Here is a 26,234-nt window from a genome sequence, read left to right as displayed (position 1 = left end):
GTGAGGCTCCTTATTGACCCAATTGTTCGGCCATTTCGGCCGAGCGGTGCGCAGCGGCGCCGAGTGCTTTTTCTACCAGGGCTTCGAAGCCGCCGGCCTGGAACGACTTGATCGCCGCTTCCGTCGTGCCCGCAGGCGAGGTCACGCGCCGACGCAGTTCCGCAGCGTCGACGTCACTGGCCACGGCCATTTGAGCCGCGCCCAAAGCGGTTTGCAGGGTCAGTTGTGCAGCGGTTTCCGGCGGCAGGCCAAGTTTCACGCCCGCGGCGGTCATGGCTTCGATCAGCAGGAAGAAGTACGCAGGGCCCGAGCCGGAAACGGCCGTGACCGCGTCCAGTTGTTGCTCTTCATCCAGCCATAGTGCGATGCCGACGGCGGACAGCAGTTCTTGCGCCTGTTTGCGTTGCTCGGTGCTCACTTCGGCGGTGGCGAACAACCCGCTCACGCCCTGACGCAGCAGTGCCGGGGTGTTGGGCATGCAGCGCACGATCGGTTGGGCGCCGAGCCAGCTGTTCATGCTGGCGCAGGTGATGCCGGCCGCAATCGAGACCACCAGTTGATTGGGCTTGAGGCTTGGGCGAAGTGCTTCGCAGACGGCTTTCATCGCTTGGGGTTTGACCGCCAGTACGACGACTTCGGCGCCCTGGATGGCTTCGGCGTTGTCGGCGAACACGTCGATACCGTGTTCAGTGTTCACGCGAGTGCGGGTTTCAGCGCCCGGATCGCTGGCGCGGATCTGCGCGGCGTCCAGACCTTTGGCGCGCAGGCCGCCGATCAGGCTGGCGGCCATGTTGCCGGCACCGATAAAGGCAATACGAGTCTTGCTCATGTCAGGTCCTTATAAAGAGAGGAGTCAGCCATTGATCAGGGCTGGCCATGCATTTGTTGAGAGCCGCGAGCGCCAAACAGGGCCGTACCGATACGGACCCAAGTAGCGCCTTGGGCGATGGCCGACTCGAGGTCGTGGCTCATGCCCATGGAAAGTGTGTCGAGCGGCAGGTTCAGGCGGGCTTGCAGGTTTTGCACGGCAGCAAAAGCGGCATCCTGAGCGGCGCGATCTTCCGTCGGCTCGGGGATTGCCATCAACCCGCGCAGCTTGATGCGCGGCAGTTCGCTGATGGCATTGGCCAGGGCCGGCAGGTCGGCCGGGGTGCAGCCGGATTTGCTGGCTTCACCGCTGACGTTGACCTGGATGCAGATGTTCAGTGGGGGTAGCTCGGCAGGCCGTTGTTCGGACAGGCGTTGTGCGATTTTCAAACGATCCACGGAATGCACCCAGGCAAAGTGCTCGGCGATAGCGCGAGTCTTGTTCGATTGAATGGGGCCGATGAAGTGCCAGATCAAGGGCAGGTCGACCAATTCCAGCTGTTTGCTCAAGGCTTCCTGCAGGTAGTTCTCGCCAAAGTCGCGCAGCCCGGCGGCATACGCTTCGCGCAGGGCTTCGGCGGGCTTGGTCTTGCTCACAGCCAGCAGATGGACGCTGTCTTCGTCGCGTTTTGCGGCGACGGCAGCGGCGTGGATGCGTGAACTAACCTGTGCAATGTTGTCTGCTATCGTGGACATCAAGAGGCGCCGGCGGCTGAAGGTTCGCGGCATTCTACTGGAATTGAGGAACGCTATGGATATCACTGAGCTGCTGGCTTTCAGCGCGAAACAGGGCGCGTCCGACTTGCATCTGTCCGCCGGCCTGCCACCGATGATTCGGGTCGACGGCGATGTACGGCGCATCAACCTGCCAGCCCTGGACCACAAGCAGGTGCAGGCGCTGATCTACGACATCATGAATGACACTCAGCGGGTGGATTTCGAGAAGCATCTGGAAACCGACTTTTCCTTTGACGTGCCCGGCGTGGCGCGTTTTCGGGTTAACGCGTTCAACCACCATCGTGGTGCTGGCGCGGTGTTCCGGACCATTGCGACCAAGGTCCTGAGCATGGACGACCTCGGTATGGGGGAGGTGTTTCGCAAGATTACTGAAGCGCCGCGGGGACTGGTGCTGGTGACCGGTCCGACCGGCTCCGGCAAATCCACCACCCTGGCGGCGATGATCGATCACCTGAACACCCATCGTCATCACCATATCCTCACCATCGAAGACCCGATCGAGTTCGTCCACGAGCCGCGCAAATGTTTGATCAACCAGCGTGAAGTCCATCGCGATACACGCAGCTTCGCCACGGCTCTACGCTCGGCCCTGCGCGAGGACCCAGACGTCATTCTGGTGGGGGAGATGCGGGATCTCGAGACCATTCGCCTGGCGTTGACCGCCGCCGAAACCGGTCACCTGGTGTTTGGCACGTTGCACACGACATCAGCGGCCAAAACCATCGACCGGGTGGTGGACGTGTTTCCGGGGGACGAGAAGTCGATGGTTCGTTCGATGCTTTCCGAGTCGTTGCTGGCGGTGGTATCGCAGACTCTGGTCAAGAAGATCGGCGGCGGGCGGATCGCGGCCCACGAAATCATGCTTGGCACGTCAGCGATCCGTAACCTGATCCGCGAAGACAAGGTGGCGCAGATGTACTCGTCGATTCAGACCGGGGGAAACCTGGGGATGCAGACGCTGGATATGTGCTTGAAGGAGCTGGTGACCAAGGGCTTGATCAGCCGCGAGCATGCGCGGGAGAAGGCGCGCACGCCGGATGGCTTTTGAAGGTCAGTAGATCGTTACCACGCGGCGCGTGGGAACGATCAGTGTCGGGTTAGCGCTGAACAACCTGCAGGGTGTTCTTCTCTTTGGGCATAACCCGCTTGGCAACCACGTAGTGGCTTTCCCAGTAGGGTTTTTTCAGCGTGTCGATGGTCACCGACTTGCCACGACGTGGTGCGTGGATGAAGCGGTCGTTGCCCAGGTAGATGGCAACGTGATTGATTCGACGGCTCTTGATGTTGAAGAAAATCAGGTCGCCAGGCTTAAGGTCCTTGCGATCGACTTTCTCCCCATGACCTTTGGCCATGGCGTTGGAAGTGCGCGGCAGGTCAAATTTGGCGTCATTGAACGCGTATTTCACCAGGCCACTGCAGTCGAACCCTTTACTTGGGCTGCTGCCGCCCCAACGGTAAGGCGTACCGAGGACGTTTACGGCGCGGCTCAACACGTTGCTGCTTTCCTTGGTTGCCATAGGCGGAACCAGGCTGCTTTTGCTGCTCAGTTGAGGAGAGCGTTTTACGGTCTGTTTATTTTTGCTCGAAGGAGCAGAAACATGGGATTTTTGGGTGTAACCATTAACGTTAGGAAGACGTTGCTCACGATTGGTGGCGTGGGCGGCCAGAGGCATTAACAGGCAAATGGTTAGCCATGTCTTGAAAAATGGACGCATTAGGCAAGGCTCATATAAGTTAGCGCGCAACTTTATAACAGCTTTTTTGACCTTTCCGAGGCCGTTGGTCGATTCACTTTTGGGGTCGACGGAACCAAATAAGCGGAAAGTTGACCCAATTGTCGGACACACGTCAGGCGTTATAAGGCTCTGACGGGAGACAAGGTGGCAGATGCCATTCGTCGGCCACTGGTAAAAAAGTCACAAATAATTCAAGAATATTTATCTATCGTGTGAAACGAGGACCTTCATGAATACCTATCAACAGTCCGATCCGCAACAAGATACCCACAGCAAAGTGATTGGCTACCTGCTGTGGATTTTGGGTTTTACCGGCGCTCATCGCTTTTATTACGGCAAGCCGGTAACCGGGACGATCTGGTTCTTCACCTTAGGGTTGTTGGGTATCGGTTGGCTGATCGACGTGTTTCTGATCCCGGCCATGGACCGTGAAGCGGACCTGCGTTTTACAGCCGGGCCCATTGAGTACAACGTTGCGTGGATTCTGCTGACGTTTCTTGGGGTGTTCGGCGTACACCGGATGTATCAGGGGAAGTGGATCAGTGGGTTGCTGTACCTGGTGACAGGTGGGGTGTTCTTTCTGGGGGTGCTGTACGACTTTTGGACGCTGAATGATCAGGTGTCGATTCGCAATGCGCAGAGCCGCTGATGATCGTTCCCACGCCGCGTGGGAACGATCAGATTGCGCTTACGCCTGGTGGCTAATGCGTCCATCCACCAAGGTGTAACGCACCACGCCCGGCAGGCTGTGGCCAATGAACGGGCAGTTTTCGCCTTTGGACAGCCATGTCTCGCCGGCCACGGTCGAAGCCGCCGGGTCGAACAACACGATGTCCGCCGGTCCACCTACCGCCAGTTTGCCCGCCGGCAGGCGCAATGCCTCGGCCGGTCCGGTGCTCAAGCGTGCCAACAGCGTTGGCAGGTCCAGCACACCGTCTTCCACTAGCGTCATCGCCAACGGCAGCAGCAGTTCAACGCTGCTGATGCCCGGCTCGGTGGCCCCGAACGGCGCCAGTTTGGCATCCCGCTCGTGGGGTTGGTGGTGACTGGAGATCGCCGAGACCACCCCCGATTTCACCGCTTCACGCAGGCCATCCCGGTCGGCGCGGGTGCGCAGCGGCGGCTGGACGTGATAGAGGCTGCTGAAGTCGATCAGCGCTTCGTCGGTCAGGATCAGCTGATACAGGGCGACATCGGCCGTCACCGGCAGGCCGCGAGCCTGGGCCTGAGCGATCAGGGCCACGCCACGTGCGCTGGTGAGTTGGCTGAAGTGCGCGCGCACGCCACTTTGCTCGACCAACAGCAGGTCGCGGGCCAGAGCCACGGTTTCGGCGGTTTCGGGAATGCCCGGCAAGCCGAGGAAGCTGGCGGTCGGGCCTTCGTGAGCCAGTCCACCTTCGGCCAGGTCATGGTCCTGAGAATTGAAAATCACCGTCAAGTCGAAGGTTGCGGCGTATTCCAGCGCCCGGCACAGCGTGCGGGTGTTGCGGAAGCTGTCCAGGCCATTGCCGAAGGCCACGCAACCGGCATCGCGCAAGGCGACCAACTCGGCCAGCTGTTCGCCGTCCAGGCCTTTGCTCAGGGCACCGATCGGGAATACCTTGGTGTTGCCGGCCTCGCGGGCTCGGTCGAGGATCAGTTCGGCCACGGCCGAGGTGTCCAGCACCGGTTTGGTGTTCGGTGGGCAGCACAGGCTGGTGACGCCACCGGCCGCGGCGGCGCGGGTTTCACTGACGATTGAACCTTTACGGCTGTAGCCCGGCTCGCGCAGGGCGACGTTCAGGTCAACCAGCCCAGGGGCGGCGACCAGGCCTTTGGCGTCGAGGGTGTCGACGGCGACAAAACCGGCTGGCGCGGCGCCAAGGGCAATGATCTTGCAGGCTTCAATATGGATATCGGTCACTTGATCCAGGCCGCTGGCTGGATCAATGACGCGGGCGCCGAGAATGCTGAGCTTCACTGGGCGTTCTCCTGCTCGAATTGGCGTTGGGCAGTCTGCCCGCTCATGGCCATGGACAGCACAGCCATACGAATCGCAATACCGTAGGTGACTTGATTGAGGATGACCGAGTGCGGGCCGTCGGCCACCGCCGACTCAATCTCCACGCCACGGTTGATCGGTCCCGGGTGCATGACGATGCAATCCGGTTTGGCTCCGGCCAGGCGCGCAGTGGTCAGGCCGAACAGGCGGTAGAACTCGCCTTCGCTCGGCAGCAGACCGCCGGTCATGCGTTCACGCTGCAGGCGCAGCATGATCACCACATCGACGTCTTTCAGGCCTTCGGTCATGTCGGTGTAGACCTTCACGCCGTATTGCTCGATGCCGATCGGCAGTAGGGTTTTGGGCGCGATAACGCGGATGTCCGGGCAGCCGAGGGTTTTCAGCGCCAGCATGTTCGAGCGCGCCACCCGCGAGTGCAGGATGTCGCCGACGATAGCCACCGAAAGGTTTTCGAAGCCGCCTTTGTGCCGGCGAATGGTGAGCATGTCGAGCATGCCCTGGGTCGGGTGGGCGTGACGGCCGTCGCCGCCGTTGATGATCGCCACTTGCGGGCAGACATGTTCGGCGATGAAGTGCGCCGCGCCGGAATCACCGTGGCGCACGACGAACATGTCGGCGGCCATGGCTTCCAGGTTGCGCAGGGTGTCGAGCAGGGTTTCGCCCTTGCTTGCCGACGACGTGGACACGTTCAGGGTGATGACGTCGGCCGACAGCCGCTGGGCCGCCAGTTCGAACGTGGTGCGGGTGCGGGTGGAGTTCTCGAAGAACACGTTGCACACGGTCTTGCCGCGCAGCAACGGGACTTTCTTCACCGCCCGGGCGCCGACTTCGAGAAACGAGTCGGCGGTGTCGAGGATTTCCGTCAGCAGCTCGCGGCGCAAACCGTCGAGCGAGAGGAAGTGGCGCAGCTGGCCCTGATCATTGAGCTGCAGCGGGCGCTTGGTTTCTAGAGGCGTCATCGCGAGGGGGACTCTCAATAGGGCGAATTAAAGGGCGAGGTCTTGCAGTTCGAGCTTGAGTTCCGGGCCGGACAGTTTCACCCGTTCGTGGGCGGCCAGCGACAGCGTCGCCCCGACCACATTCGGGCGGATCGGCAGCTCGCCGGCGTCCAGGTCCAGCAGGCATACCAATGTCACGCTGGCCGGGCGGCCGTAGTCGAACAGCTCATTGAGGGCGGCGCGGATGGTCCGGCCGCTCATCAGCACATCGTCGATCAGCACCAGGTGCTGGCCTTCGATCTCGAACGGCAGAGCCGAAGGGCGCACTTGGGGGTGCAGGCCGTTCTGGCTGAAGTCGTCGCGGTAGAAGGAGACGTCCAGGGTGCCGAGGGGCGAGTCGCTGCCCAGTTCATCGAGCAACGCCTGGGCCACCCAGACGCCCCCCGTACGAATACCGATGTAGCGCGGTTCGCTGATGCCACGCTTGGACAGATAGGCGTCAAGCCGGGTCGCCATCTGGCTGATCAGTTCAACGGGATTGGGTAGGCTCATGGTTGCTCCTTCTTGGGTCCGAGCCGGGTTCTGCTGGAGAGGTGGCTCGGGTTGTCGCTAAGTAGAGACGCTTGTTGCGGCTCTTCAGGATTCGAACAGTGCGGTGTTTTCGTCGAGCCAGCCTTGCAGCAGCAGGGCGGCGGCGATGGCGTCCACCGGGTTGTCGCGGTAGCTGCCCTTTTGTCCGCCGCGATCGCGCCGTTCACCCTTGGCTTCGAAGGTGGTCAGGCGTTCATCGTGGGTATAGAAGGGCACGTTGTAGCGGCCGTTGAGGCGGCGGGCGAATTTCTCGGCGCGCAGGCACATGTCGCTCGGCGTGCCGTCCATGTTCAAGGGCAGGCCAACCACCACGGCATCGGGTTTCCACTCTTTAATCAGGGCTTCGACCTGATTCCAGTCCGGAATACCGTTTTGTGCCTTCAAGGTACACAGCTCGCGGGCCTGGCCGGTAATCACCTGGCCGACCGCAACGCCGATCTGTTTGGTGCCGTAGTCGAAACCCAAAATCAGGCGCAGGGCCATCAGGCGTGTCCTGCCTGGCTGGTCAGCAGGCTGAGATTGACGCCCAGGCGCTTGGCTGCGGCTTCCAGGCGCAGTTCGCTGCTGGTGTTGAACAAAATATCGGCATCGAACGGGCAGGTCAGCCAGGCGTTCTGGGCCAGTTCGGCGTCCAGTTGCCCGGCTTCCCAGCCAGCGTATCCGAGGGCGATCAGACTTTTCGCCGGACCGACGCCGTCGGCGATGGCGAACAGCACATCCTGGGAGGTCGACAGGGCCAGTTTCTCATCAAGCTCAACGGTGGCCTGATAAGTCTGCCCCGAGGGGTGCAGGACAAAACCGCGATCGGTCTGCACCGGGCCGCCGATGAAGATCGGCACATGCTGGCAGAGGACCGGCGGTTCGATGTCGGGGCGCAGTTGCTCGAGGATATCGGCCAGGTTGAGATCTTGCGGACGATTGACCACCAGGCCCATGGCTCCATTGGCCGTGTGCTCGACGATGTAGGTCAAGGTGTGCGCAAAATTCGGGTCGACCATGTGAGGCATGGCGATCAGGAACTGATGCTTGAGGTAGCTGGGGCTGACGTTCTTCATGAGCGCTAGTGTGGCGTTGGAGGGGCGAGCTGACAAGCTGAGGATGGTGCAATTTGGCAGTCGACATCGATCACACAGGGGATTTGTGGGGTGTCAGTTGCTGAAGAGTTTGTCCCCGCGCGCAAACTTCCAGGTCCGGATGATTTCCAGACGATCGATATCCGACAGATCCCCGGTAAACGGTGAAAACGGCGCCGCCAGCCGCACGATGCGCTGCGCCGCCTGATCCAGCAGCGGTTGCCCGGACGACTCGAGCACCAGCACTTCAAAGAGCGAGCCGTCACGGTTGATCGAAACCATCAGGCGCAAATTGCCGTAGATCTGCTTGCGTCGCGCTTCGTCGGGGTAATTCAGATTGCCAATGCGCTCGACCTTTTTGCGCCACTCGTCCTTATACCAGGCGCCTTTGTCGCGCATGGTCGACGCGGCGCTCATGCGGTGGATACGCGGGCGCTTGGCGTACAACTGTTGTTCGCTGGCCAGTTCCGCTTCCAGGCTGGCGATGTCGCTGGACAGCTGTTCACTGTCGAACGTCGGCGCCGCGACTGCGGGTTTGGTGACCGGCTTGGGTGCTTCGGTTTTGGTCGCAGCCTTTTTCGGCTTGGGCGCGACGGTCGTCACGGCTGCTTTCGGTGCGGCTTCCCGCACTCGCGGTTTGGCCGCCGGCGGTGGCGTAACTTTCTGCACCTTGTTGTCCTGGAAAGGCGCGACCTCGGTGGTCTTGGGAGTCGCCTTTTTATCCAGCGTGCCGCTGCCTTGCTGATTCTCTTGAGCGAGGAAATCAGCTTTTTCAGGCTTCTTTTCGCTTTTGAAGGTAGCGAGGGTGATTTCCAGGGTTTTACTGATTTGCTTGGGTTCGACCATCGTAAAGCCGATGCCCAACAGCAAGGCCAGGTGAATCAGCGCCGCGAGAAACAGGGTAAAACCGAGGCGATCAGCCGGGCGCACGCCACGATGGGCGAGTTCAGCGGGCAGATCGGACGGAAGTGTCATGACAAAAAAACCAACATCGCGTTTTTCACAGGCCGCGGATGATAACGCAATGTTGGTCGTTTCTTGGCTGTTCTATATCAACGGGCCTTGAGCTTCTGATCGATGGCATCCATCAACAGGCCGCCGATGTCAGTGCCGAACGCGTTATCAATCTCGCGAATGCAGGTCGGGCTGGTGACGTTGATTTCCGTCAGATGCTCGCCGATCACGTCGAGACCGACGAACAGCAGGCCTTTTTCGCGCAGGGTCGGGCCGACTTGGGCGGCGATCCAGCGATCTTTCTCGGTCAGCGGTCGGGCTTCGCCACGGCCACCGGCGGCGAGGTTGCCACGGGTTTCGCCAGCGGCCGGAATTCGTGCCAGGCAGTAATCCACCGGCTCGCCGTCGATCATCAGAATACGTTTGTCGCCATCGACGATCGCCGGCAGGTAACCCTGAATCATGATCTGCTGTTTGCCATGCAGGGTCAGTGTCTCGAGGATCACCGACAGGTTCGGGTGGCCAGCGGTGTGACGGAAAATCGAAGAACCGCCCATGCCATCCAGCGGCTTGAGGATCACGTCGCCGTGGTGGTCGGCGAATTCGCGCAGTACGTCCGGGCGGCGGCTGACGATGGTCGGTGGGGTGCACTGCGGGAACAGCGTGGCGAACAGCTTTTCATTGCAGTCACGCAGGCTCTGCGGCTTGTTGACCACCAGCACGCCAGCGCGTTCGGCTTGCTCCAGGAGGTAAGTGGAGTAGACGAATTCCATGTCGAACGGCGGATCCTTGCGCATCAGGATCACGTCCAGATCGCTCAGCAGCGCGTCGTTCTCGGCTTCGAGTTCGAACCATTTTTCCGGGTTGGCGAAGACTTTCAACGGACGCATCCGCGCCCGCGCTTCGCCTTCGGCCTGGTACAAATCGCCCTGCTCCATATAGAACAGTTCCCAGCCGCGCTTCTGTGCGGCCAGCAGCATGGCCAGCGAGCTATCCTTTTTATAGGAAATGCTGGCAATAGGATCCATGACAATCCCGACGCGAACGCTCATGGGTTTTTCCTCGACATTGGGTGGGTCGCAGTGACCTGCAAAAGTGGCGTCAGAGTGGCGCTGAGTGTGTTCCCGGTCAAGGAAAAACCACCGCCAGGGTTGGCCGATAGATTGGTTTTGGAGACTGTGCTAAAAAGGCTGCCATATCGCGCTGGCCCCTGAACATCAAGGGTTTCAAGCCTCCGGTTATCGGAAATGGACAATTTGATTCGCAAAGGCGACGGCAGAGCATTTATGGAACAGCATTCCAGCGCCTTGAAGGTCATGGTGATCGATGATTCGAAGACGATTCGCCGCACTGCCGAAACGCTTTTGAAAAACGTGGGTTGTGAAGTGATCACCGCCATCGATGGTTTCGATGCCCTGGCCAAGATTGCCGACCATCACCCCGGCATCATCTTTGTCGACATCATGATGCCGCGTCTGGATGGTTATCAGACCTGCGCTTTAATCAAGAACAACAGTGCGTTCAAGTCCACGCCAGTGATTATGCTGTCGTCCAAGGACGGGCTGTTCGACAAGGCCAAGGGGCGCATCGTCGGCTCCGACCAGTTTTTGACCAAGCCTTTCAGCAAGGAAGAGCTGCTGAACGCGATCCAGGCCCATGTACCGGGCTTTGCCGCTGTTTTGCCGCAGTAGGACACGCACAGTGACGCTCGGCCAGCGGGTCCGGCGTCGACAAAGAATGGGGAAGACCATGGCACGTATTCTGATCGTCGATGATTCGCCGACCGAAATGTACAAACTGACCGGCATGCTGGAAAAGCACGGTCATGAAGTGTTGAAAGCCGAAAACGGCGCCGACGGCGTGGCCCTGGCCCGCCAGGAAAAACCCGACGCCGTGCTGATGGACATCGTCATGCCTGGCCTCAATGGTTTCCAGGCCACCCGTCAGCTGACCAAAGACCCGGAAACCGGGCACATCCCGGTGATCATCATCACCACCAAGGATCAGGAAACCGACAAGGTCTGGGGCACGCGCCAGGGCGCCAAGGACTACCTGACCAAACCGGTCGACGAAGAGACCCTGATCAAGACCCTGAACAACGTGCTGGCCGGTTGATCGTCCGGCCATGACCGAGTCGCTAACGGCTTTCGAACTGCTGCTGCAGATCGACCAGCGTTGTCGTCTGCTGGCGGCGGACTTGCCGTCCCAGCCGACCCGACAAGACAGTTGGAGCGGCATCGGCTTCCGTCTGGGCGAGCGCTGGTACGTCGCGCCGATGGGCGAGGTCAGCGAAGTGTTGCACGAGCCTTGGTTCACCCAGCTGCCCGGGGTCAGACCCTGGGTCAAGGGCGTGGCCAATCTGCGCGGGCGTCTGTTGCCGATCATCGACTTGTGCGGCTTCTTCGGGCATGAGCTGTCAACAGTGCGCAAGCAGCGCCGGGTATTGGTGGTGGAGCATAACGACGTGTTTACCGGGTTGATGGTCGATGAGGTTTTCGGCTTGCAGCACTTTGCCCGGGACAGTCTGGAGCCGGCAGATACCTTGAGCGGCCCGATTGCACCGTTCATCAAAGGCCGGTTTCAGCGCGAGCAGGCCTGGCAGGTATTCAGCCCGTTTGCATTAGCGCAGTCGCAGAGCTTTATGCACGTCGCGCTGTAAACGCTCCCACAGATCCTTCGGCAAGCTTTAAAGGGTGTTGGTTACCGATGATAAAAGCAAAAACAGGCAAGCCAGAAGGGTCGCGCAGCCGGTCACAGATCATCGCGCTGTTCATCGCGCTGATCGTCTTCATCATGCTGCTGTTCGCTAACTTCGCTTACCTCAATACCCAGGCCACGTATGACAAACAGTACATCGGCCACGCCGGTGAGTTGCGCGTGCTGTCCCAACGCATTGCCAAGAACGCCACCGAAGCGGCTGCCGGCAAGGGGGCGGCGTTCAAGCTGCTGAGCGATGCGCGCAATGACTTTGCCCAACGCTGGGGCTATCTGAAGAAAGGTGACCCCGTCACCGGCCTGCCGCCGGCGCCGTCCACCGTGCGCCCGCAAATGCGCGCCGTGCAACTGGACTGGGAACGCCTGCTGAAAAATACCGACGCGATCCTCTCCAGCGAACAGACCGTGCTGTCGCTGCATCAAGTCGCCGCGACCCTGGCCGAAACCGTGCCGCAGTTGCAGGTCGAGTACGAAAAAGTCGTCGAAACTCTCCTCCAGCGCGGCGCCCCGGCCTCGCAAGTGGCCATGGCGCAGCGCCAGTCGCTATTGGCTGAGCGGATTCTCGGTGCGGTGAACACGGTGCTGTCCGGTGATGAAAATTCGCAGCAGGCCGCCGATGCCTTCGGTCGCGATGCGGCGCGATTCGGCCAGGTGCTCAACGGCATGCTTCAGGGCAATCCGTCACTGAAAGTCAGCCAGGTTGAAGACCGCGATGCTCGCGCGAGGCTGATCGAAATTTCCGAGCTGTTCGAGTTCGTCTCGGGTTCGGTGGATGAAATCCTTGAAACCTCGCCGGAGCTGTTCAAGGTCCGTGGGTCGGCCACCAGTATGTTCACCCTGTCACAGACCCTGCTCGAGGAAGCCTCGCACCTGGCCGGCGGTTTCGAAAACCTGGCAGATGGGCGCAACACCGACACCATTGGTGGCTACGTGCTGGGGCTGTTGGCGCTGATGTCGATCATCCTCATTGGTCTGGTGATGGTTCGGGAAACCAATCGTCAGCTGCGCGAAACGGCTGAGAAGAACGAGCGTAACCAGAACGCGATCATGCGCCTGCTTGATGAGATCGAGGACCTGGCGGACGGCGACCTGACCGTGACCGCCTCGGTGACCGAAGACTTCACCGGGACCATCGCCGACTCGATCAACTATTCCGTGGACCAACTGCGCGATCTGGTGGCGACTATCAATCTCACCGCTGGCCAGGTTGCTGCCGCCGTGCAGGAAACCCAGGCCACCGCCATGCACCTGGCGCAAGCTTCGGAGCATCAGGCGCAGCAGATTGCCGAAGCCTCCACTGCGATCAACGACATGGCCCAGTCTATCGACCAGGTCTCGGCCAACGCCGCCGAATCATCGGCGGTGGCCGAACGCTCGGTGGAAATCGCCAACAAGGGCAACGAGGTGGTGCACAACACCATCCACGGCATGGACAATATTCGCGAGCAGATTCAGGACACCGCCAAGCGTATCAAGCGCCTCGGCGAGTCTTCTCAGGAAATCGGCGACATTGTCAGCCTGATCGATGACATTGCCGACCAGACCAACATCCTTGCGCTGAACGCGGCGATCCAGGCCTCCATGGCCGGTGATGCCGGGCGCGGTTTTGCGGTGGTTGCTGATGAAGTCCAGCGGCTGGCCGAGCGCTCGTCCGCCGCCACCCGGCAGATCGAAACCCTAGTGCGGGCGATTCAGACCGACACCAACGAAGCGGTGATTTCCATGGAGCAAACCACCACCGAAGTGGTGCGTGGCGCTCGTCTGGCGCAGGATGCCGGAGTGGCCCTGGAAGAAATTGAAGGCGTGTCGAAGACCCTTGCCGCGTTGATCCAGAGTATTTCCAACGCAGCGCAGCAACAGACGTCTTCGGCGGGTCAGATTTCCCTGACGATGAACGTGATCCAGCAGATCACTACACAGACCTCGTCTGGCTCCACCGCCACGGCCGAGAGCATTGGCAACCTGGCGAAAATGGCCAGCCAGCTGCGGCGTTCGGTATCCGGTTTCACCTTGCCGGCCGCCAAGGCGCAGGCGTCGGATAACGTGTGAAACGCCTGCGAGCGGATGCTTTTTTTGAGTAGCGCCGTAATTTGGAGTGGTTATGGGTGATCGGCACGACTATGTGGCCCTCGAGTGGGTCAAAGGCGAGATTGCCGAAACGCTGAAAGTGGCTCATCAGGCGATTGAAACATTGCTTGATGACCCGCAGGCGACGTACGCGCTCAGTGAATGCCTGGCGTGCATCCATCAGGTTCACGGCAGTTTGCAGATGGTCGAATTCTATGGCGCGGCGCTGCTCGCCGAAGAGATGGAACACCTGACCACGGCTTTGCAACAGAACCGCGTCAATCATCGCGATGAGACGCTCCACCTGTTGCTGCAAGCCCTTGGGCAGTTGCCGATTTACCTCGAGCGGGTGCAAGGTGCGCGCCGCGAACTGCCGCTGGTGGTGCTGCCGCTGATCAACGATCTGCGCAGCGCCCGTGGCGAAAGCCGGTTGTCGGAAACCAGCCTGTTCAGCCCGCAATTGCCGGGCCTGCCGCCCTTGGACGAAGAGTCGCTGGCACTGCTGGAACCAACGGATTTACCGAACGTGCTGCGCAAGTTGCGGCAGATGTTGCAGATGGCCCTGGTCGGGTTACTGCGTGAACAGGACGGCGAAACCAATCTCGGTTACCTGACCAAGGTTTTTGCGCGCCTCGAAGCGCTGTGCGCCAACGCACCCTTGAACCCGTTGTGGCAGGTCGCCTCGGCGCTGGTCGAAGGTATGCGCGGCGGTTCGATTGCTAACAGTCCGGCGTTGCGCAGTCTGTTCAAGGAGGCCGACAAAGAACTCAAGCGCCTGCTCGAACAGGGCATGCACGGAATCAATCAGCCGGCGCCGCCGGAGTTGCTCAAGAGTTTGCTGTTCTACATTGCCAAGGCCGAACATCCCACCGGGCAGATGCTGACCATGAAAGATCGCTACGGACTGGACGACGCGCTGACTGACGGCGCGATGGTCGACGAAGAACGAACACGGCTGGCCGGTCCCGACCGCGATGCCATGCGCTCGGTGTTGGCCGCTTTGTGTGAAGAGTTGGTGCGGGTCAAGGAGCGCCTGGACCTGTTCGTGCGCAGCGACCGCCAACACATCTCGGACCTTGAAAGCCTGCTGGCGCCCCTGCGGCAAATCGCCGACACCCTGGCGGTGCTCGGTTTCGGCCAACCACGCAAGGTCATCATCGATCAATTGGCGGTGGTGCTGAGCCTCGTCCAGGGCCAGCGTGAGCCCAACGACGCGATCCTGATGGACGTCGCCGGCGCCTTGCTCTACGTCGAAGCGACGCTCGCCGGGATGGTCGGCACCGTCGAGCCGCAAAGCCAGGAAGAAAGCCGCCTGCCGACCACCGACCTGACACAGATCCATCAGATCGTGATCAAGGAAGCGCGCATCTGCCTGCAACAGGCCAAGGACATGATCGTCGACTACATCGACGCCGACTGGGACCGCCAGCACTTGCAGCCATTGCCGGCCTTGCTGACCCAGGTGCGCGGTGCACTGGCAATGATTCCGTTGAGCCGTGCGGCGAGCCTGATCGAGACGTGCAACCACTTCATCCGCGAACACCTGCTGCTGGATCCGGATCATCCCGGCTGGCAGGAACTGGACAGCCTGGCCGACGTCGTCACCAGCATCGACTATTACCTGGAGCGCCTCAGCGACGACCCCGAAGCGCCGGGTGAAAAGTTGCTCGACGTCGCGGAAAAAAGCCTGGCCTCACTCGGCTTTTTCCCCAGCGAGCAGCAGGTGCCGGTGCTTGAAGATGTGCTCAGCCCGAGTGAAGCGCAGGTCATGCAGGATCTGCAGGAACTGGACGACCCTGAGACCGTCAAGTCACTGGCCGATGTATTGGCCAGCCCGGTGTCCTCTGTCAATCCGCCTGCCCTGACCACACCGGCAAGCCTGTTGCCACCGCCCACCGGTGAAGAACCGGTGGACGATGAGCTGCGGGAAGTTTTCCTTGAAGAAACCGATGAAGTCCTGGAAATTCTCCGGGAGTACCTGCCGCGCTGGTCGGTTAATCCCGACGACAAATCGGCCCTGAGCGAACTGCGCCGGGCCTTCCATACGTTGAAAGGCAGTGGCCGGATGGTCCGCGCTTTAGTCTTGGGCGAACTGGCTTGGGCGATGGAAAACCTGCTCAACCGCGTCCTGGAGCACAGCGTTCTACCGGGGCCGGCGGTGCAACAACTGCTGGGCGATACGCTGAATCTGCTGCCGGAACTGGTGGCCGAGTTTGCCCACCATGCCCAGCGCCAGCGCAACGACGTTGACCAATTGGCCGTACGCGCCCACGCCTTGGCCAAGGGCAAAGAGCCGATACCCGATGAGGATGCCCTGGACGTCGCAGCCCTCGATCCGCTGCTGCTTGAGATTTTCCGCAACGAAGCTGAAACCCATTTGGGCAGCCTCAATCGGTTCCTCGATCAAGCCGCCGAGCACGTGCCGTTGCTGGCCAGCGACGAGTTACAGCGGGCGCTGCATACCCTCAAGGGCAGCGCCTCCATGGCGGGCGTATTGCCGATCGCCGAACTGGCAAGGCCGCTGGATCATCTGACCCGGGAGTACAAGGCGCACCTGATCGCCCTCGACCTGGACGAAGTCGAGCTGTTACTCGAAGCCGAAGGACTGTTCCGTCTCGGGTTGCGGCAGCTCAAGCGTGATCCACTGGCGCAGATTCCCGGCGCCCGCTCATTGATCGAGCGAACCCAGGCGTTGCTGGCCGAGCGTCTGGACACGCTCCTGAGTGCACCGAATACCGGGTTGCGCATCAAGCGAGATCCACAACTGATCAACAACTTCCTCGCGCAAGGCATGGACATCCTGCTGGACGCCGAAAGCCTGTTGCAGCGCTGGCAGCAACATCCTGGCGAGCGTCAGGAACTCAGCGCGTTGCTGGATGAGTTGACCACCCTTGGCGAAGGCGCGCACCTGGCTGATCTGCATCCGGTGGATGAACTCTGCGAAGCCTTGCTCGACCTCTATGGTGCGGTGGAGGAAAGCAGCCTGGCGGTCAGCGAGGCGTTTTTCCACGAGGTGCAAAGTGCCCATGAAGCGCTGATCAACATGCTCGACGAACTGGCCGCCGGCCAGGAAGTCAGCCCGCAACCGGAACGCATCCGGGCGTTGCGCGGGTTGCTCGATGAGAGCCTGGATCCGTCGGCGACGGGGCTGATCCGCAGCGATGGCAGCCGCACGTTGAGTATTCGGGAACTGGGCAGCGCCACGGCTGAGCTGGAACAGACCGCCACCCAGGTTGAGCTGGACGATGAGATTGTTTCGATCTTCCTCGAAGAGGCGGTGGATATCCTTGAAAGCGCCGGCCAGGCTTTGCAGCGCTGGCTGAGCGACCCGGACAACGTTGCGCCGTTGTCGTCGTTGCAGCGAGATTTGCATACCCTCAAAGGGGGTGCGCGGATGGCCGAGGTCGAGCCGGTCGGTGAACTGGCCCATGAACTGGAAAGCCTTTACGAAGGTCTGGTGGACCGCCGTTATACCTACAGCGAAGCATTGGCGCACCTGCTGCAACACAGTCATGACCGGCTCGCGCAGCTGCTTGATCAGTTGCGGAACCAGCGGCCATTGGGCGATCCGGGTGAGGTGATCGAGGCTATTCGCGAGTTTCGCCAGGGCAACGCCAGCGCGGTTGAAACGGTCGACCCGGCACGGGCCGAGGATTCACCTGGGCAGGATCCGGAGCTTCTGGAAATCTTCCTCGAAGAAGGTTTCGACATCATCGAAAACTCCGGCGCGGCGCTGGTGCGCTGGCAGGCCGAGCCGTCTAATCGTCAGGAAGTGGAAACCCTGCTACGTGATTTGCACACCCTCAAGGGTGGCGCGCGGATGGTGGAAATCGCGCCGATTGGCGACCTCGCCCATGAGCTGGAATTCCTCTACGAAGGCCTGTCCGCTGGCGTGTTGCAGTCCACCGCCGCGTTGTTCGGTTTGTTGCAAAGCAGCCACGACCGACTGGCGCAAATGCTCGACGCGACCCGTGCCGGTCAGCCATTACCCCCCGCCGATCAACTGATCGACGCGATCAAGAACTTCAGTCATCCGGCCGTGCCCGAAACACCGGTCCCGGTCGTGGCGTGCGCAACGCCGAAAGTCGAGACGCCGCCACCACCGCCGGATGCTGGCGCGGATATGGTCAAGGTCTCGGCAGAGCTGCTCGACGACCTGGTCAACCTGGCCGGTGAAACGTCGATTTTCCGTGGCCGAATCGAACAACAGGTCAACGATGCACGTGTGACGCTGAGCGAAATGGAAACTACCATCGAGCGCATGCGCGACCAATTGCGCCGGCTCGATACCGAAACCCAAGGGCGGATTCTCAGCCGCCAGCAAGTCGAAGCCGAACGCCTGGGTTACGAAGAATTCGATCCGCTGGAAATGGACCGCCACTCACAGTTGCAGCAACTGTCGCGCGCGTTATTCGAATCCGCCTCAGACTTGCTCGACCTTAAGGAAACCCTCGACCGACGCAATCAGGACGCGGAAAACCTGCTGCAACAGCAGGGCCGCATCAATACCGAATTGCAGGAAGGCCTGATGCGTACGCGCATGGTGCCGTTCGAGCGGATGCTACCGCGCTTGAAGCGGATCGTCCGTCAGGTCGCCGGTGAGTTGGGGAAAGATGTGCAGTTCATCGTCGGCAATGCCGAAGGCGAAATGGACCGCAACGTTCTCGAACGCATGGCCGCGCCGTTGGAGCACATGCTGCGCAACGCCGTGGATCATGGCCTGGAATCGGCCGAGGTGCGTATTGCGGCGGGTAAACGGGCTCAGGGGCGAATCACCCTCGACCTGTCGCGAGAGGGCGGCGACATTATTTTTGATATCCGCGACGACGGTGCCGGCGTGCCGCTGGACGCAGTGCGGCGCAAGGCGATCAAGCGCGGGTTGCTGGCGCCGGACAGCGACATCAGCGACCGCGATGTACTGCAATTCATCCTGCAGCCGGGGTTCTCCACCGCCGAGAAAATCACCCAGATATCCGGGCGCGGCGTCGGCATGGACGTGGTGCATGAAGAGGTCCGGCAACTCGGAGGCAGCATGAACATCGACTCTGTGCCGGGGCAGGGCGTGCACTTCCGGATTCGCCTGCCATTCACCGTGTCGGTTAACCGGGCGCTGATGGTGCAGTGCTTTGATGATCAGTACGCGATCCCGCTGAACACCATTGACGGCATCGTTCGCGTGTTGCCCAACGAGCTTGAAGGGCGTTACCGGCTTGATCCGCCGACCTACAAATACGCCGGTCAACACTATGAACTGTGCTACCTGGGTGAACTGCTGAAAACCAGCCATCGCCCGAAACTGCTGGGCCAGAGCTTGCCGCTGCCCGTATTGCTGGTGCAGTGCAACGAGCGGCACATCGCGGTGCAAGTCGACGCCATGGCCGGCACTCGCGAGATCGTGGTCAAAAGCCTCGGTCCGCAGTTTGCAGCGGTGCAGGGTTTGTCCGGGGCCACGATTCTGGGCGATGGGCGGGTGGTGCTGATTCTCGACTTGCTGGCGCCGATCCGCGCGATGCAGGCCCGCGTGCCGCAACAGTCAGCGACTCAGGGGGCGGAGGTTGAGCCGCACAAGCCACTGTTGGTGTTGGTGGTCGACGATTCAGTCACGGTGCGCAAGGTCACCAGCCGTCTGCTGGAACGCCACGGCATGAACGTGCTGACCGCCAAGGACGGTGTCGACGCCATGCTGCTGCTTGAAGAACACATGCCCGACCTGATGCTGCTGGACATCGAAATGCCGCGCATGGACGGCTTCGAAGTCGCGACCCAGGTACGTACCGACGAACGTCTGCAGCACCTGCCGATCATCATGATCACTTCCCGCACCGGGCAGAAACACCGCGATCGCGCCATGGCCATCGGCGTCAACGACTACCTCGGCAAGCCGTACCAGGAATCGGTGCTGCTCGAAAGCATCGCGTTGTGGAGCAAAACCCATGCTTGATGACCATTTTTACCCGCGCACCAACACCCTCACCGGGCTGCTGCTGCCCTTGGCTGACCGCAACCTGATTTTGCCCAACGTCGCTGTTGCGGAGCTTATTGATTACCAACCCGGTGCCTTCGACCTCGACACGCCGCCGTGGTACCTCGGGCGGGTAATGTGGCGCAAGCGGCAGATTCCGTTGCTCAGTTTCGAGTCGGCGTGCGGCCAAAAAACCGTCATCGGTGAGCGGGCGCGGATCGTCATCCTCAATGCGCTCGGTGGGCGGCCCGATCTGAAATTCATCGCCTTGCTGGTGCAGGGGATTCCGCGGTCGTACAAGCTCGACAGCCAGTTGAGTTATGTGGATGTGCCGTTGTGTTCGCTGGAACAGGCGGCGGTGCAGGTGGGGGAACAAGTGGCCAAGGTGCCTGACTTGCTGGCGTTGGAGGAGTTGCTTGTAAGCGCGGGGTTGATCTGACCGGCACCTTCACGCGAGCAAGCTCGCTCCGGGCGGCGTTCCGACGATGGCGTCCGCCCAGTCAACCATTACCCTAAGCGTAACTATCCACCACTCTGCTTGATTGATGCCCCCCACCCAACGCTCCTAAGGTGACTCCCACGACAGCGAACCCGTGGAGTGGTCATGACAACAACAATATCCCCCGACTCGCGATGGACGCGGCGGCGCAGCGAAAAGCAGCGGCGTCTCGAGCGGGTACGGGGTTTAGCCGACGGTGTGGTCCTGCCCACCGACAAAATCATTGCGGCGCTGGAGGCCTTGATCTTGCCCGGTGACCGTGTGGTGCTGGAGGGCAATAACCAGAAACAGGCGGATTTCCTGTCCCGCTCCCTGGCCAAGGCCGATCCCGCGAAGCTGCATGACCTGCACATGATCATGCCCAGCGTCGGACGCTCCGAGCATCTGGAGCTGTTTGAACGCGGCATCGCCCGCAAGCTCGACTTCTCTTTCGCCGGCACTCAAAGCCTGCGCATCAGCCAATTGCTGGAAGACGGCCTGCTGGAAATCGGCGCGATCCACACCTACATCGAGCTCTATGCTCGGCTGGTGGTCGACCTGATTCCCAACGTCGTGCTCTCGGCCGGTTTCATGGCCGACCGCGCCGGCAACATCTACACCGGCCCAAGCACCGAGGACACCCCTGCATTGATCGAACCGGCTGCCTTCAGCGACGGCATCGTGATCGTTCAGGTCAATCAACTGGTGGACGATGTCAGCGACCTGCCTCGCGTTGACATCCCGGCCTCCTGGGTCGATTTCGTGGTGGTGGCCGACAAACCGTTCTACATCGAACCGCTGTTCACCCGCGACCCTCGCCACATCAAGCCTGTGCACGTGTTGATGGCAATGATGGCGATCCGTGGGATCTACGAAAAACACAACGTCCAGTCCCTGAACCACGGCATCGGTTTCAACACCGCCGCTATCGAATTGATCCTGCCGACCTACGGCGAATCCCTCGGCCTTAAAGGCAAGATCTGCCGCAACTGGACGCTCAATCCGCACCCAACCTTGATTCCCGCCATCGAAAGCGGTTGGGTCGAAAGCGTGCATTGTTTCGGCACCGAACTGGGCATGGAAAACTACATTGCCGCTCGGCCCGACGTGTTCTTCACCGGTCGCGACGGCTCCCTGCGTTCGAACCGGATGTTCTGCCAACTGGCGGGGCAATATGCGGTGGACCTGTTCATCGGCGCCACGCTGCAAGTCGATGGCGACGGCCATTCCTCCACCGTGACACGCGGCCGCCTGGCCGGTTTCGGTGGTGCGCCGAACATGGGCCACGACCCGCGCGGTCGTCGTCACGGTACGCCGGCCTGGCTCGACATGCGCCATGACGATGCGCCCGAAGCGCTGCTGGAGCGAGGCAAAAAACTCGTGGTGCAAATGGTCGAGACCTTCCAGGAGGGCGGCAAACCGACCTTCGTCGACACCCTCGACGCGGTAGAAGTGGCGCGCAAAAGCGGCATGCCGCTGGCCCCGATCATGATCTACGGCGACGACGTGACTCACCTGCTGACCGAGGAAGGCATCGCCTATCTGTACAAGGCGCGTTCGCTGGAAGAGCGTCAGGCGATGATCGCGGCCGTGGCCGGGGTAACCGTCATCGGCCTGCGCCACAATCCCAAAGACACCGCGCGCATGCGCCGCGAAGGGCTGATTGCGTTGCCTGAAGACCTCGGCATTCGCCGCACCGACGCCACCCGCGAATTGCTGGCGGCGAAAAGCGTGGCGGATCTGGTCGAGTGGTCCGGTGGCCTCTACAACCCGCCCGCCAAGTTCAGGAGCTGGTAATGCACGCATTTAACCTGCAACCGAAAACGCTGTCCCTGGCTGAGCGGCTGGCGGATCTGGCCGTGGACGCACTGATCGACGAAGCGGACCTGTCGCCGAAACCAGCGCTGGTCGACCGTCGCGGCAATGGCGCGCACACCGATTTGCACCTCGGGCTGATGCACGCTTCGGCACTGTCCCTATGGCCTGCATTCAAGGACATGGCGGAGGCCGCGATCGAGTTTGGCGAAGTCGGTTTGCCGCTGCGCGAAGCCATTGGCCTGATCGGTCGTGAAGGCGAACAAACGATGCTCGCCACCACGGGGGGCGTGAATACCCATCGCGGGGCGATTTGGGCCTTGGGTCTGTTGGTCGCGGCGGCTGCACTGCAACCCGAATCCAAGGCTGCAGGCTCGATTACTTTGCGTGCTGCACGCCTGGCCTTGCTCGACGACCGTGCCGCGCCACGTCCTCTGAGCCACGGTGCGCAAGTCGCCCAGCGTTATGGCGCACGCGGTGCCCGCGAAGAAGCGCAGCTCGGTTTTCCGGCGGTGATTCAACGGGCGCTGCCGCAACTCAAACGCAGCCGCGCCGCCGGTCATGGCGAGCAGAACGCCCGGCTCGATGCCTTGCTGGCGATCATGACGAATCTGGCCGACACCTGCGTGCTCTACCGCGCAGGCGAACAAGGCCTGCAGACCATGCAGCTCGGCGCCCAAGCGGTACTCGACGCGGGCGGCAGTGCCAGCCTCGCCGGCCGCCGCCGTTTGCATGAACTGGACCAACAGCTCATCGCCTTGAATGCCTCACCCGGCGGCGCTGCCGACTTGCTCGCAGCCTGTTTGTTCATCGACCGCATCGAGTCTGGCGCCGGCCTCAACCAGGGAGCTTTCTGATGGAAACCTTATCTTTTGAATTCCCCGCCGGGCAGCCGCCACGCGGCCGGACGCTGGTGGGCTGTGTTGGCTCGGGCGATCTGGAAGTGCTGATAGAACCGGGTCAGACCGGCAAACTGACGATCAAGGTGCAGACCTCGGTCAATGGCAGTGAACAGCGCTGGCAGCATCTGTTCGCGCGGATGTTCGACGGCCAGACACCGCCTGCAATGGCCATCGATATCCACGATTTCGGCGCGACGCCTGGTGTGGTGCGCTTGCGTCTGGAACAAGGCTTTGAGGAGATCGGCCATGACTGATCTCCTCCACAAACATAGCTTCGTCGAACTCGGCGCCCGGCAACGGGCGAAAGCCTTGCTCGACGCCGGCACCTTTCGCGAATTACTCGACCCATTTCAGCGCGTCATGTCGCCGTGGCTGGCGCGTCAGGGCGTAGTGCCGCAAGCCGATGACGGCGTGGTGATCGCCAAGGGCTGCATCGGCGGTTTGCCGGTGGTGATCGCTGCCATCGAAGGCGCGTTTCAGGGCGGCAGTCTCGGTGAAGTCGGCGGGGCGAAGATTGCCGGCCTGCTGGAGTTGGCCGTCGAAGACAACCGAAATGGCCTTCCTACTCGCGCCGTGCTGCTGCTGGAAACCGGTGGCGTGCGTTTGCAGGAAGCCAACCTGGGGCTGGCGGCGATAGCCGATATTCATGCGGCGATTGTCGATCTGCGCCAATACCAGCCAGTGGTGGGTGTGGTGGCGGGCAGCGTTGGATGTTTTGGCGGGATGTCGATTGCCGCCGGATTGTGCAGTTATTTGCTGGTAACGCAGGAAGCGCGGCTTGGTCTTAACGGTCCGCAAGTGATCGAACAGGAAGCCGGGCTTGAGGAATACGACTCCCGTGATCGTCCCTTCATCTGGAGCCTGACCGGTGGCGAGCAACGTTTCGCCAGTGGTCTGGTGGATCGTTTTGTCGCTGACGACGTGGCGCAGGTTCAGCGGCAGGTCAGCGAGCTGCTGCAACAGGGTTTGCCAGCGCAACAACGCAGCCGTCAGGCCGATCTGTTCCTGCAACGGCTGGCCCGCCTGGACGCCGAGCCGCAAATCGAGCCGTCAACGGTTCGTGATCTGTATCAAGGAGAGCGCTCATGAGAGGTTTGAACTGGTTCAACGCCTTGAGCTCCGGTGCGAAACCGATCGAAGGGTTGCCTGCTTCGTTGGCAGTGGCCGACGGCGTATTGGGCGATCAGTCTGTGCGGTTTATTGCGGTGGTGACCGACCCCGACAACCGTTTCGTTCGCGCCCGCAATGGCGAGGTCGGTTTGCTGGAAGGTTGGGGGCTGGCCAAAGCCGTGGATGAAGTCATCACCGAGGATCTGGATAAACCGCACAAGCGAGCTTTGATCGCCATCGTCGATGTGCCGAGTCAGGCCTACGGTCGGCGTGAAGAAGCGCTCGGCATTCATCAGGCATTGGCCGGCGCGGCGGACAGTTATGCCCGCGCCCGATTGGCCGGCCACGCAGTGATCGGTTTGCTGGTGGGCAAGGCGATGTCCGGGGCGTTTCTCGCCCATGGGTATCAGGCCAATCGGCTGATCGCCCTGCGCGACCCCGGCGTGATGGTTCATGCGATGGGCAAGGCTTCGGCGGCGCGGGTGACGTTACGCAGCGTCGAAGAGCTCGAAGTCTTGGCTGCCCGCGTGCCGCCGATGGCATACGACATCGACAGCTACGCGAGCCTTGGGTTGCTCTGGGACATCTTGTCGGTGGAACAGATCGAGCAACCGACGGCGGCGGATCTGAGGCGAGTGACTGAATGCCTGACCCAGGCAATTGACGATGTCGCCGCCAATGGTCGCGACCTGAGCAGCCGCTTGGGCGCGACCAACCGCGCGGCGTCGAGCCAGGTTCGCCAACTGTTGAGAGAACAGTGGTGAACTCGCTTCTGGCCCACGACCTGCTCTGGGGGCTGACCCCGGAGCAGTTGCCCGCGGATGCACCTTCGTGGGTGATTGAGTCGATCAGTGCCGGTCAACCGGTGGTGGTTCGGCGTGCGTTGAGCGCGGCGGGCCACATCGCGGTCGGCGTGCGTGGACAGTTGCGTGAGCAGCGTTTTGCAACGGTGATGTCGGTTGACGCGCTCCAGCGTCAAGTCCGGCCGGAAGCGCTTTGCCATGTCTCGATTGATCGGGATTTGCCGGCAGTGCGCGCCCTCAATCAACTGCGGCCGATGCTCGATTCCTGTGAGTGGGTTTGGGGTGTCAGCGGCAGCGCCGGGTTTGAATTGGCCAGCGGTTTTCAGGCCTTGCACGAAGGCAGTGATCTCGACTTGATCCTGCGAACACCGCAGCCGTTGGATCGTGTGCAGGCGCAGAGACTGGTGAAGCTTCTCGATGCCGCGGTGTGCTGGGTGGACATGCAATTGCAAACGCCAAACGGCGCTGTCGCCCTGCGCGAATGGGCCGGTCCTTCGCAACGGGTCCTGTTGAAAAACGCCAGTCAAGCATGCCTGGTAACCCATCCCTGGCACCTGCAGGAGCAAGCAGCGTGAGCAGTTTGCTGGTGTTTCCCGGCCAGGGCACGCAGCAGCCGGGCATGCTCCATCGTTTGCCTCGCGAGACGGTGATCGAGGCGAGTGAAGTGCTTGGCGAAGATACTTTGCTGCTGGATTCTGCCGAGGCGTTGAAGTCGACAAGGGCGGTTCAGCTCTGCCTGCTGATTGCCGGCGTCGCTACTTCACGCCAATTGCTGTTGGCGGCGGATTACGTGGCCGGGCTTTCCATCGGCGCTTACCCGGCAGCGGTGGTCGCCGGCGCCTTGAGCTTCAGCGATGCGTTGCATCTGGTGAGCCTGCGCGGTGAGCTGATGCAGCAGGCTTATCCGCAGGGCTATGGCATGACCGCGATCATCGGCCTGGACCTGGCCACGGTGGAAGAGTTGCTGACGCAGGTTCACAGCGCCGACACGCCGGTTTACCTGGCCAACATCAACGCCGATAACCAGGTGGTGATTGCCGGTAGCGATGGCGCTATGAAGGTCGTCGCGGCGTTGGCCAAAGGTCGCGGTGCAGGTCTGGCCAAACGTCTGGCCGTCAGCGTGCCGTCTCACTGCCCGCTGCTGGATATTCCTGCGAAAACCCTGGCCGACGCCTTCGCCAACGTGCAGTTGAAAACACCGACGCTGGGCTACCTGAGCGGCAGTCGCGCCCGGCCCGTTATCAACGTTGAAGCCTTGCGCGACGACCTGGCCTTCAACATGTGTCGCGTCGTCGATTGGCGTGGCACGGTGCAAAGTGCTTACGAGCGCGGCGTACGTCTACAGATCGAACTGCCGCCCGGTGCGGTGCTGACCGGGCTGGCGCGCCGGGTGTTCGAGCAGGGCACCGTGATTGCCTTCGACGGTGCGCGGCTCGATACCTTGCAAGCGCTATTGCGTGAGGAGGGACGTCGCCACTCCTAG

At 61.3% G+C, this 26,234-nt stretch carries 25 protein-coding genes; 15 read left to right on the top strand and 10 right to left on the bottom strand.

The features are described 5' to 3' along the window. Positions 1-10 precede the first annotated feature (10 nt). On the bottom strand, positions 11-829 hold the full coding sequence (gene proC / locus ACXPVS_RS03635; RefSeq protein WP_458508709.1) for a pyrroline-5-carboxylate reductase: 819 nt from the start codon (positions 827-829) through the stop codon (positions 11-13). Positions 830-864: 35 nt separating this feature from the next. Beyond that, entirely contained in the window at positions 865-1,563 is a 699-nt protein-coding gene (locus ACXPVS_RS03630) for a YggS family pyridoxal phosphate-dependent enzyme (protein WP_458508708.1), read from the bottom strand. Between the two features lie 55 nt (positions 1,564-1,618). Here ACXPVS_RS03630 and ACXPVS_RS03625 point away from each other — a divergent pair, with 55 nt between their 5' ends. After that, a complete protein-coding gene (locus ACXPVS_RS03625; RefSeq protein ID WP_458508707.1) occupies positions 1,619-2,653 on the top strand; it encodes a type IV pilus twitching motility protein PilT in 1,035 nt (344 codons plus the stop codon). Positions 2,654-2,702: 49 nt separating this feature from the next. Here the strand turns inward: ACXPVS_RS03625 and ACXPVS_RS03620 are convergent, their stop codons facing one another. After that, a complete protein-coding gene (locus ACXPVS_RS03620) occupies positions 2,703-3,320 on the bottom strand; it encodes a C40 family peptidase (RefSeq protein ID WP_458508706.1) in 618 nt (205 codons plus the stop codon). A gap of 250 nt (positions 3,321-3,570) precedes the next feature. On the opposite strand from ACXPVS_RS03620, the gene ACXPVS_RS03615 reads away from it, so the two are divergent. Then, positions 3,571-3,990 (top strand): NINE protein, encoded by a 420-nt coding sequence (locus ACXPVS_RS03615; protein WP_458508705.1) that lies wholly within the window; start codon positions 3,571-3,573, stop codon positions 3,988-3,990. 39 nt (positions 3,991-4,029) lie between these two features. On the opposite strand, the gene ACXPVS_RS03610 is transcribed toward ACXPVS_RS03615, so the two are convergent. The 7 genes from ACXPVS_RS03610 to gshB all read right to left on the bottom strand — a co-directional run bounded on the left by ACXPVS_RS03610 (position 4,030) and on the right by gshB (position 9,951). Next, positions 4,030-5,301: a dihydroorotase gene (locus ACXPVS_RS03610; RefSeq protein ID WP_458508704.1), complete on the bottom strand. Its 1,272-nt coding sequence runs from the start codon at positions 5,299-5,301 to the stop codon at positions 4,030-4,032. Further along, complete coding sequence (locus ACXPVS_RS03605) at positions 5,298-6,302, bottom strand: aspartate carbamoyltransferase catalytic subunit (protein WP_007897943.1); 1,005 nt, start codon at positions 6,300-6,302, stop codon at positions 5,298-5,300. Before ACXPVS_RS03605 ends, ACXPVS_RS03610 begins: the two co-directional genes overlap by 4 nt. A gap of 27 nt (positions 6,303-6,329) precedes the next feature. Continuing rightward, the gene (pyrR, locus tag ACXPVS_RS03600; protein ID WP_458508703.1) at positions 6,330-6,833 is read right to left on the bottom strand and encodes a bifunctional pyr operon transcriptional regulator/uracil phosphoribosyltransferase PyrR; all 504 of its coding nucleotides are present in this window, start codon (positions 6,831-6,833) and stop codon (positions 6,330-6,332) included. An 84-nt stretch (positions 6,834-6,917) separates the two neighbouring features. Next, positions 6,918-7,355 carry a Holliday junction resolvase RuvX gene (gene ruvX, locus ACXPVS_RS03595; RefSeq protein ID WP_458508702.1) on the bottom strand — a complete coding sequence of 146 codons (438 nt, stop codon included), beginning with the start codon at positions 7,353-7,355 and terminating at the stop codon, positions 6,918-6,920. Further along, positions 7,355-7,927, bottom strand: coding sequence for a YqgE/AlgH family protein (locus ACXPVS_RS03590; protein WP_458508701.1), 573 nt, complete (start codon positions 7,925-7,927; stop codon positions 7,355-7,357). Before ACXPVS_RS03590 ends, ruvX begins: the two co-directional genes overlap by 1 nt. Positions 7,928-8,020: 93 nt before the next feature. Continuing rightward, positions 8,021-8,920, bottom strand: a complete 900-nt coding sequence (locus ACXPVS_RS03585; protein WP_458508700.1) for a TonB family protein — start codon at positions 8,918-8,920, stop codon at positions 8,021-8,023. A 77-nt stretch (positions 8,921-8,997) separates the two neighbouring features. After that, the gene (gene gshB, locus ACXPVS_RS03580) at positions 8,998-9,951 is read right to left on the bottom strand and encodes a glutathione synthase (protein ID WP_458508699.1); all 954 of its coding nucleotides are present in this window, start codon (positions 9,949-9,951) and stop codon (positions 8,998-9,000) included. Between the two features lie 234 nt (positions 9,952-10,185). Between gshB and pilG the strand changes: the two genes are divergently transcribed. The 13 genes from pilG to mdcH all read left to right on the top strand — a co-directional run bounded on the left by pilG (position 10,186) and on the right by mdcH (position 26,234). Beyond that, positions 10,186-10,590: a twitching motility response regulator PilG gene (gene pilG / locus ACXPVS_RS03575; RefSeq protein ID WP_150711282.1), complete on the top strand. Its 405-nt coding sequence runs from the start codon at positions 10,186-10,188 to the stop codon at positions 10,588-10,590. A 58-nt stretch (positions 10,591-10,648) separates the two neighbouring features. Next, the gene (gene pilH, locus ACXPVS_RS03570) at positions 10,649-11,014 is read left to right on the top strand and encodes a twitching motility response regulator PilH (RefSeq protein ID WP_008068134.1); all 366 of its coding nucleotides are present in this window, start codon (positions 10,649-10,651) and stop codon (positions 11,012-11,014) included. Positions 11,015-11,024: 10 nt separating this feature from the next. Then, positions 11,025-11,558, top strand: a complete 534-nt coding sequence (locus ACXPVS_RS03565) for a chemotaxis protein CheW (RefSeq protein ID WP_458508698.1) — start codon at positions 11,025-11,027, stop codon at positions 11,556-11,558. Positions 11,559-11,605: 47 nt separating this feature from the next. Further along, entirely contained in the window at positions 11,606-13,663 is a 2,058-nt protein-coding gene (locus ACXPVS_RS03560; RefSeq protein ID WP_458508697.1) for a methyl-accepting chemotaxis protein, read from the top strand. A 52-nt stretch (positions 13,664-13,715) separates the two neighbouring features. Further along, positions 13,716-19,622, top strand: coding sequence for an Hpt domain-containing protein (locus ACXPVS_RS03555; RefSeq protein ID WP_458508696.1), 5,907 nt, complete (start codon positions 13,716-13,718; stop codon positions 19,620-19,622). Further along, on the top strand, positions 19,615-20,082 hold the full coding sequence (locus tag ACXPVS_RS03550; protein WP_458508695.1) for a chemotaxis protein CheW: 468 nt from the start codon (positions 19,615-19,617) through the stop codon (positions 20,080-20,082). Before ACXPVS_RS03555 ends, ACXPVS_RS03550 begins: the two co-directional genes overlap by 8 nt. 165 nt (positions 20,083-20,247) lie before the next feature. Beyond that, on the top strand, positions 20,248-21,918 hold the full coding sequence (mdcA, locus tag ACXPVS_RS03545; RefSeq protein ID WP_458508694.1) for a malonate decarboxylase subunit alpha: 1,671 nt from the start codon (positions 20,248-20,250) through the stop codon (positions 21,916-21,918). Next, positions 21,918-22,793: a triphosphoribosyl-dephospho-CoA synthase gene (locus ACXPVS_RS03540; RefSeq protein WP_458508693.1), complete on the top strand. Its 876-nt coding sequence runs from the start codon at positions 21,918-21,920 to the stop codon at positions 22,791-22,793. The genes mdcA and ACXPVS_RS03540 overlap by 1 nt, the downstream gene beginning before the upstream one ends. Further along, positions 22,793-23,092, top strand: coding sequence for a malonate decarboxylase subunit delta (locus tag ACXPVS_RS03535; RefSeq protein ID WP_458508692.1), 300 nt, complete (start codon positions 22,793-22,795; stop codon positions 23,090-23,092). The genes ACXPVS_RS03540 and ACXPVS_RS03535 overlap by 1 nt, the downstream gene beginning before the upstream one ends. Then, positions 23,085-23,927, top strand: a complete 843-nt coding sequence (locus ACXPVS_RS03530; protein ID WP_458508691.1) for a biotin-independent malonate decarboxylase subunit beta — start codon at positions 23,085-23,087, stop codon at positions 23,925-23,927. The genes ACXPVS_RS03535 and ACXPVS_RS03530 overlap by 8 nt, the downstream gene beginning before the upstream one ends. Next, positions 23,924-24,712 (top strand): biotin-independent malonate decarboxylase subunit gamma, encoded by a 789-nt coding sequence (gene mdcE / locus ACXPVS_RS03525; RefSeq protein WP_458508690.1) that lies wholly within the window; start codon positions 23,924-23,926, stop codon positions 24,710-24,712. The genes ACXPVS_RS03530 and mdcE overlap by 4 nt, the downstream gene beginning before the upstream one ends. After that, positions 24,706-25,326: a malonate decarboxylase holo-ACP synthase gene (locus ACXPVS_RS03520; protein WP_458508689.1), complete on the top strand. Its 621-nt coding sequence runs from the start codon at positions 24,706-24,708 to the stop codon at positions 25,324-25,326. Before mdcE ends, ACXPVS_RS03520 begins: the two co-directional genes overlap by 7 nt. Further along, positions 25,323-26,234 carry a malonate decarboxylase subunit epsilon gene (gene mdcH / locus ACXPVS_RS03515; protein ID WP_458508688.1) on the top strand — a complete coding sequence of 304 codons (912 nt, stop codon included), beginning with the start codon at positions 25,323-25,325 and terminating at the stop codon, positions 26,232-26,234. The genes ACXPVS_RS03520 and mdcH overlap by 4 nt, the downstream gene beginning before the upstream one ends.

It is taken from the genome of Pseudomonas sp. Ma2-10, assembly GCF_054330215.1.
Note: the sequence above shows the minus strand (reverse complement) of the source record. Positions and strands in the feature narration are given on the sequence as shown.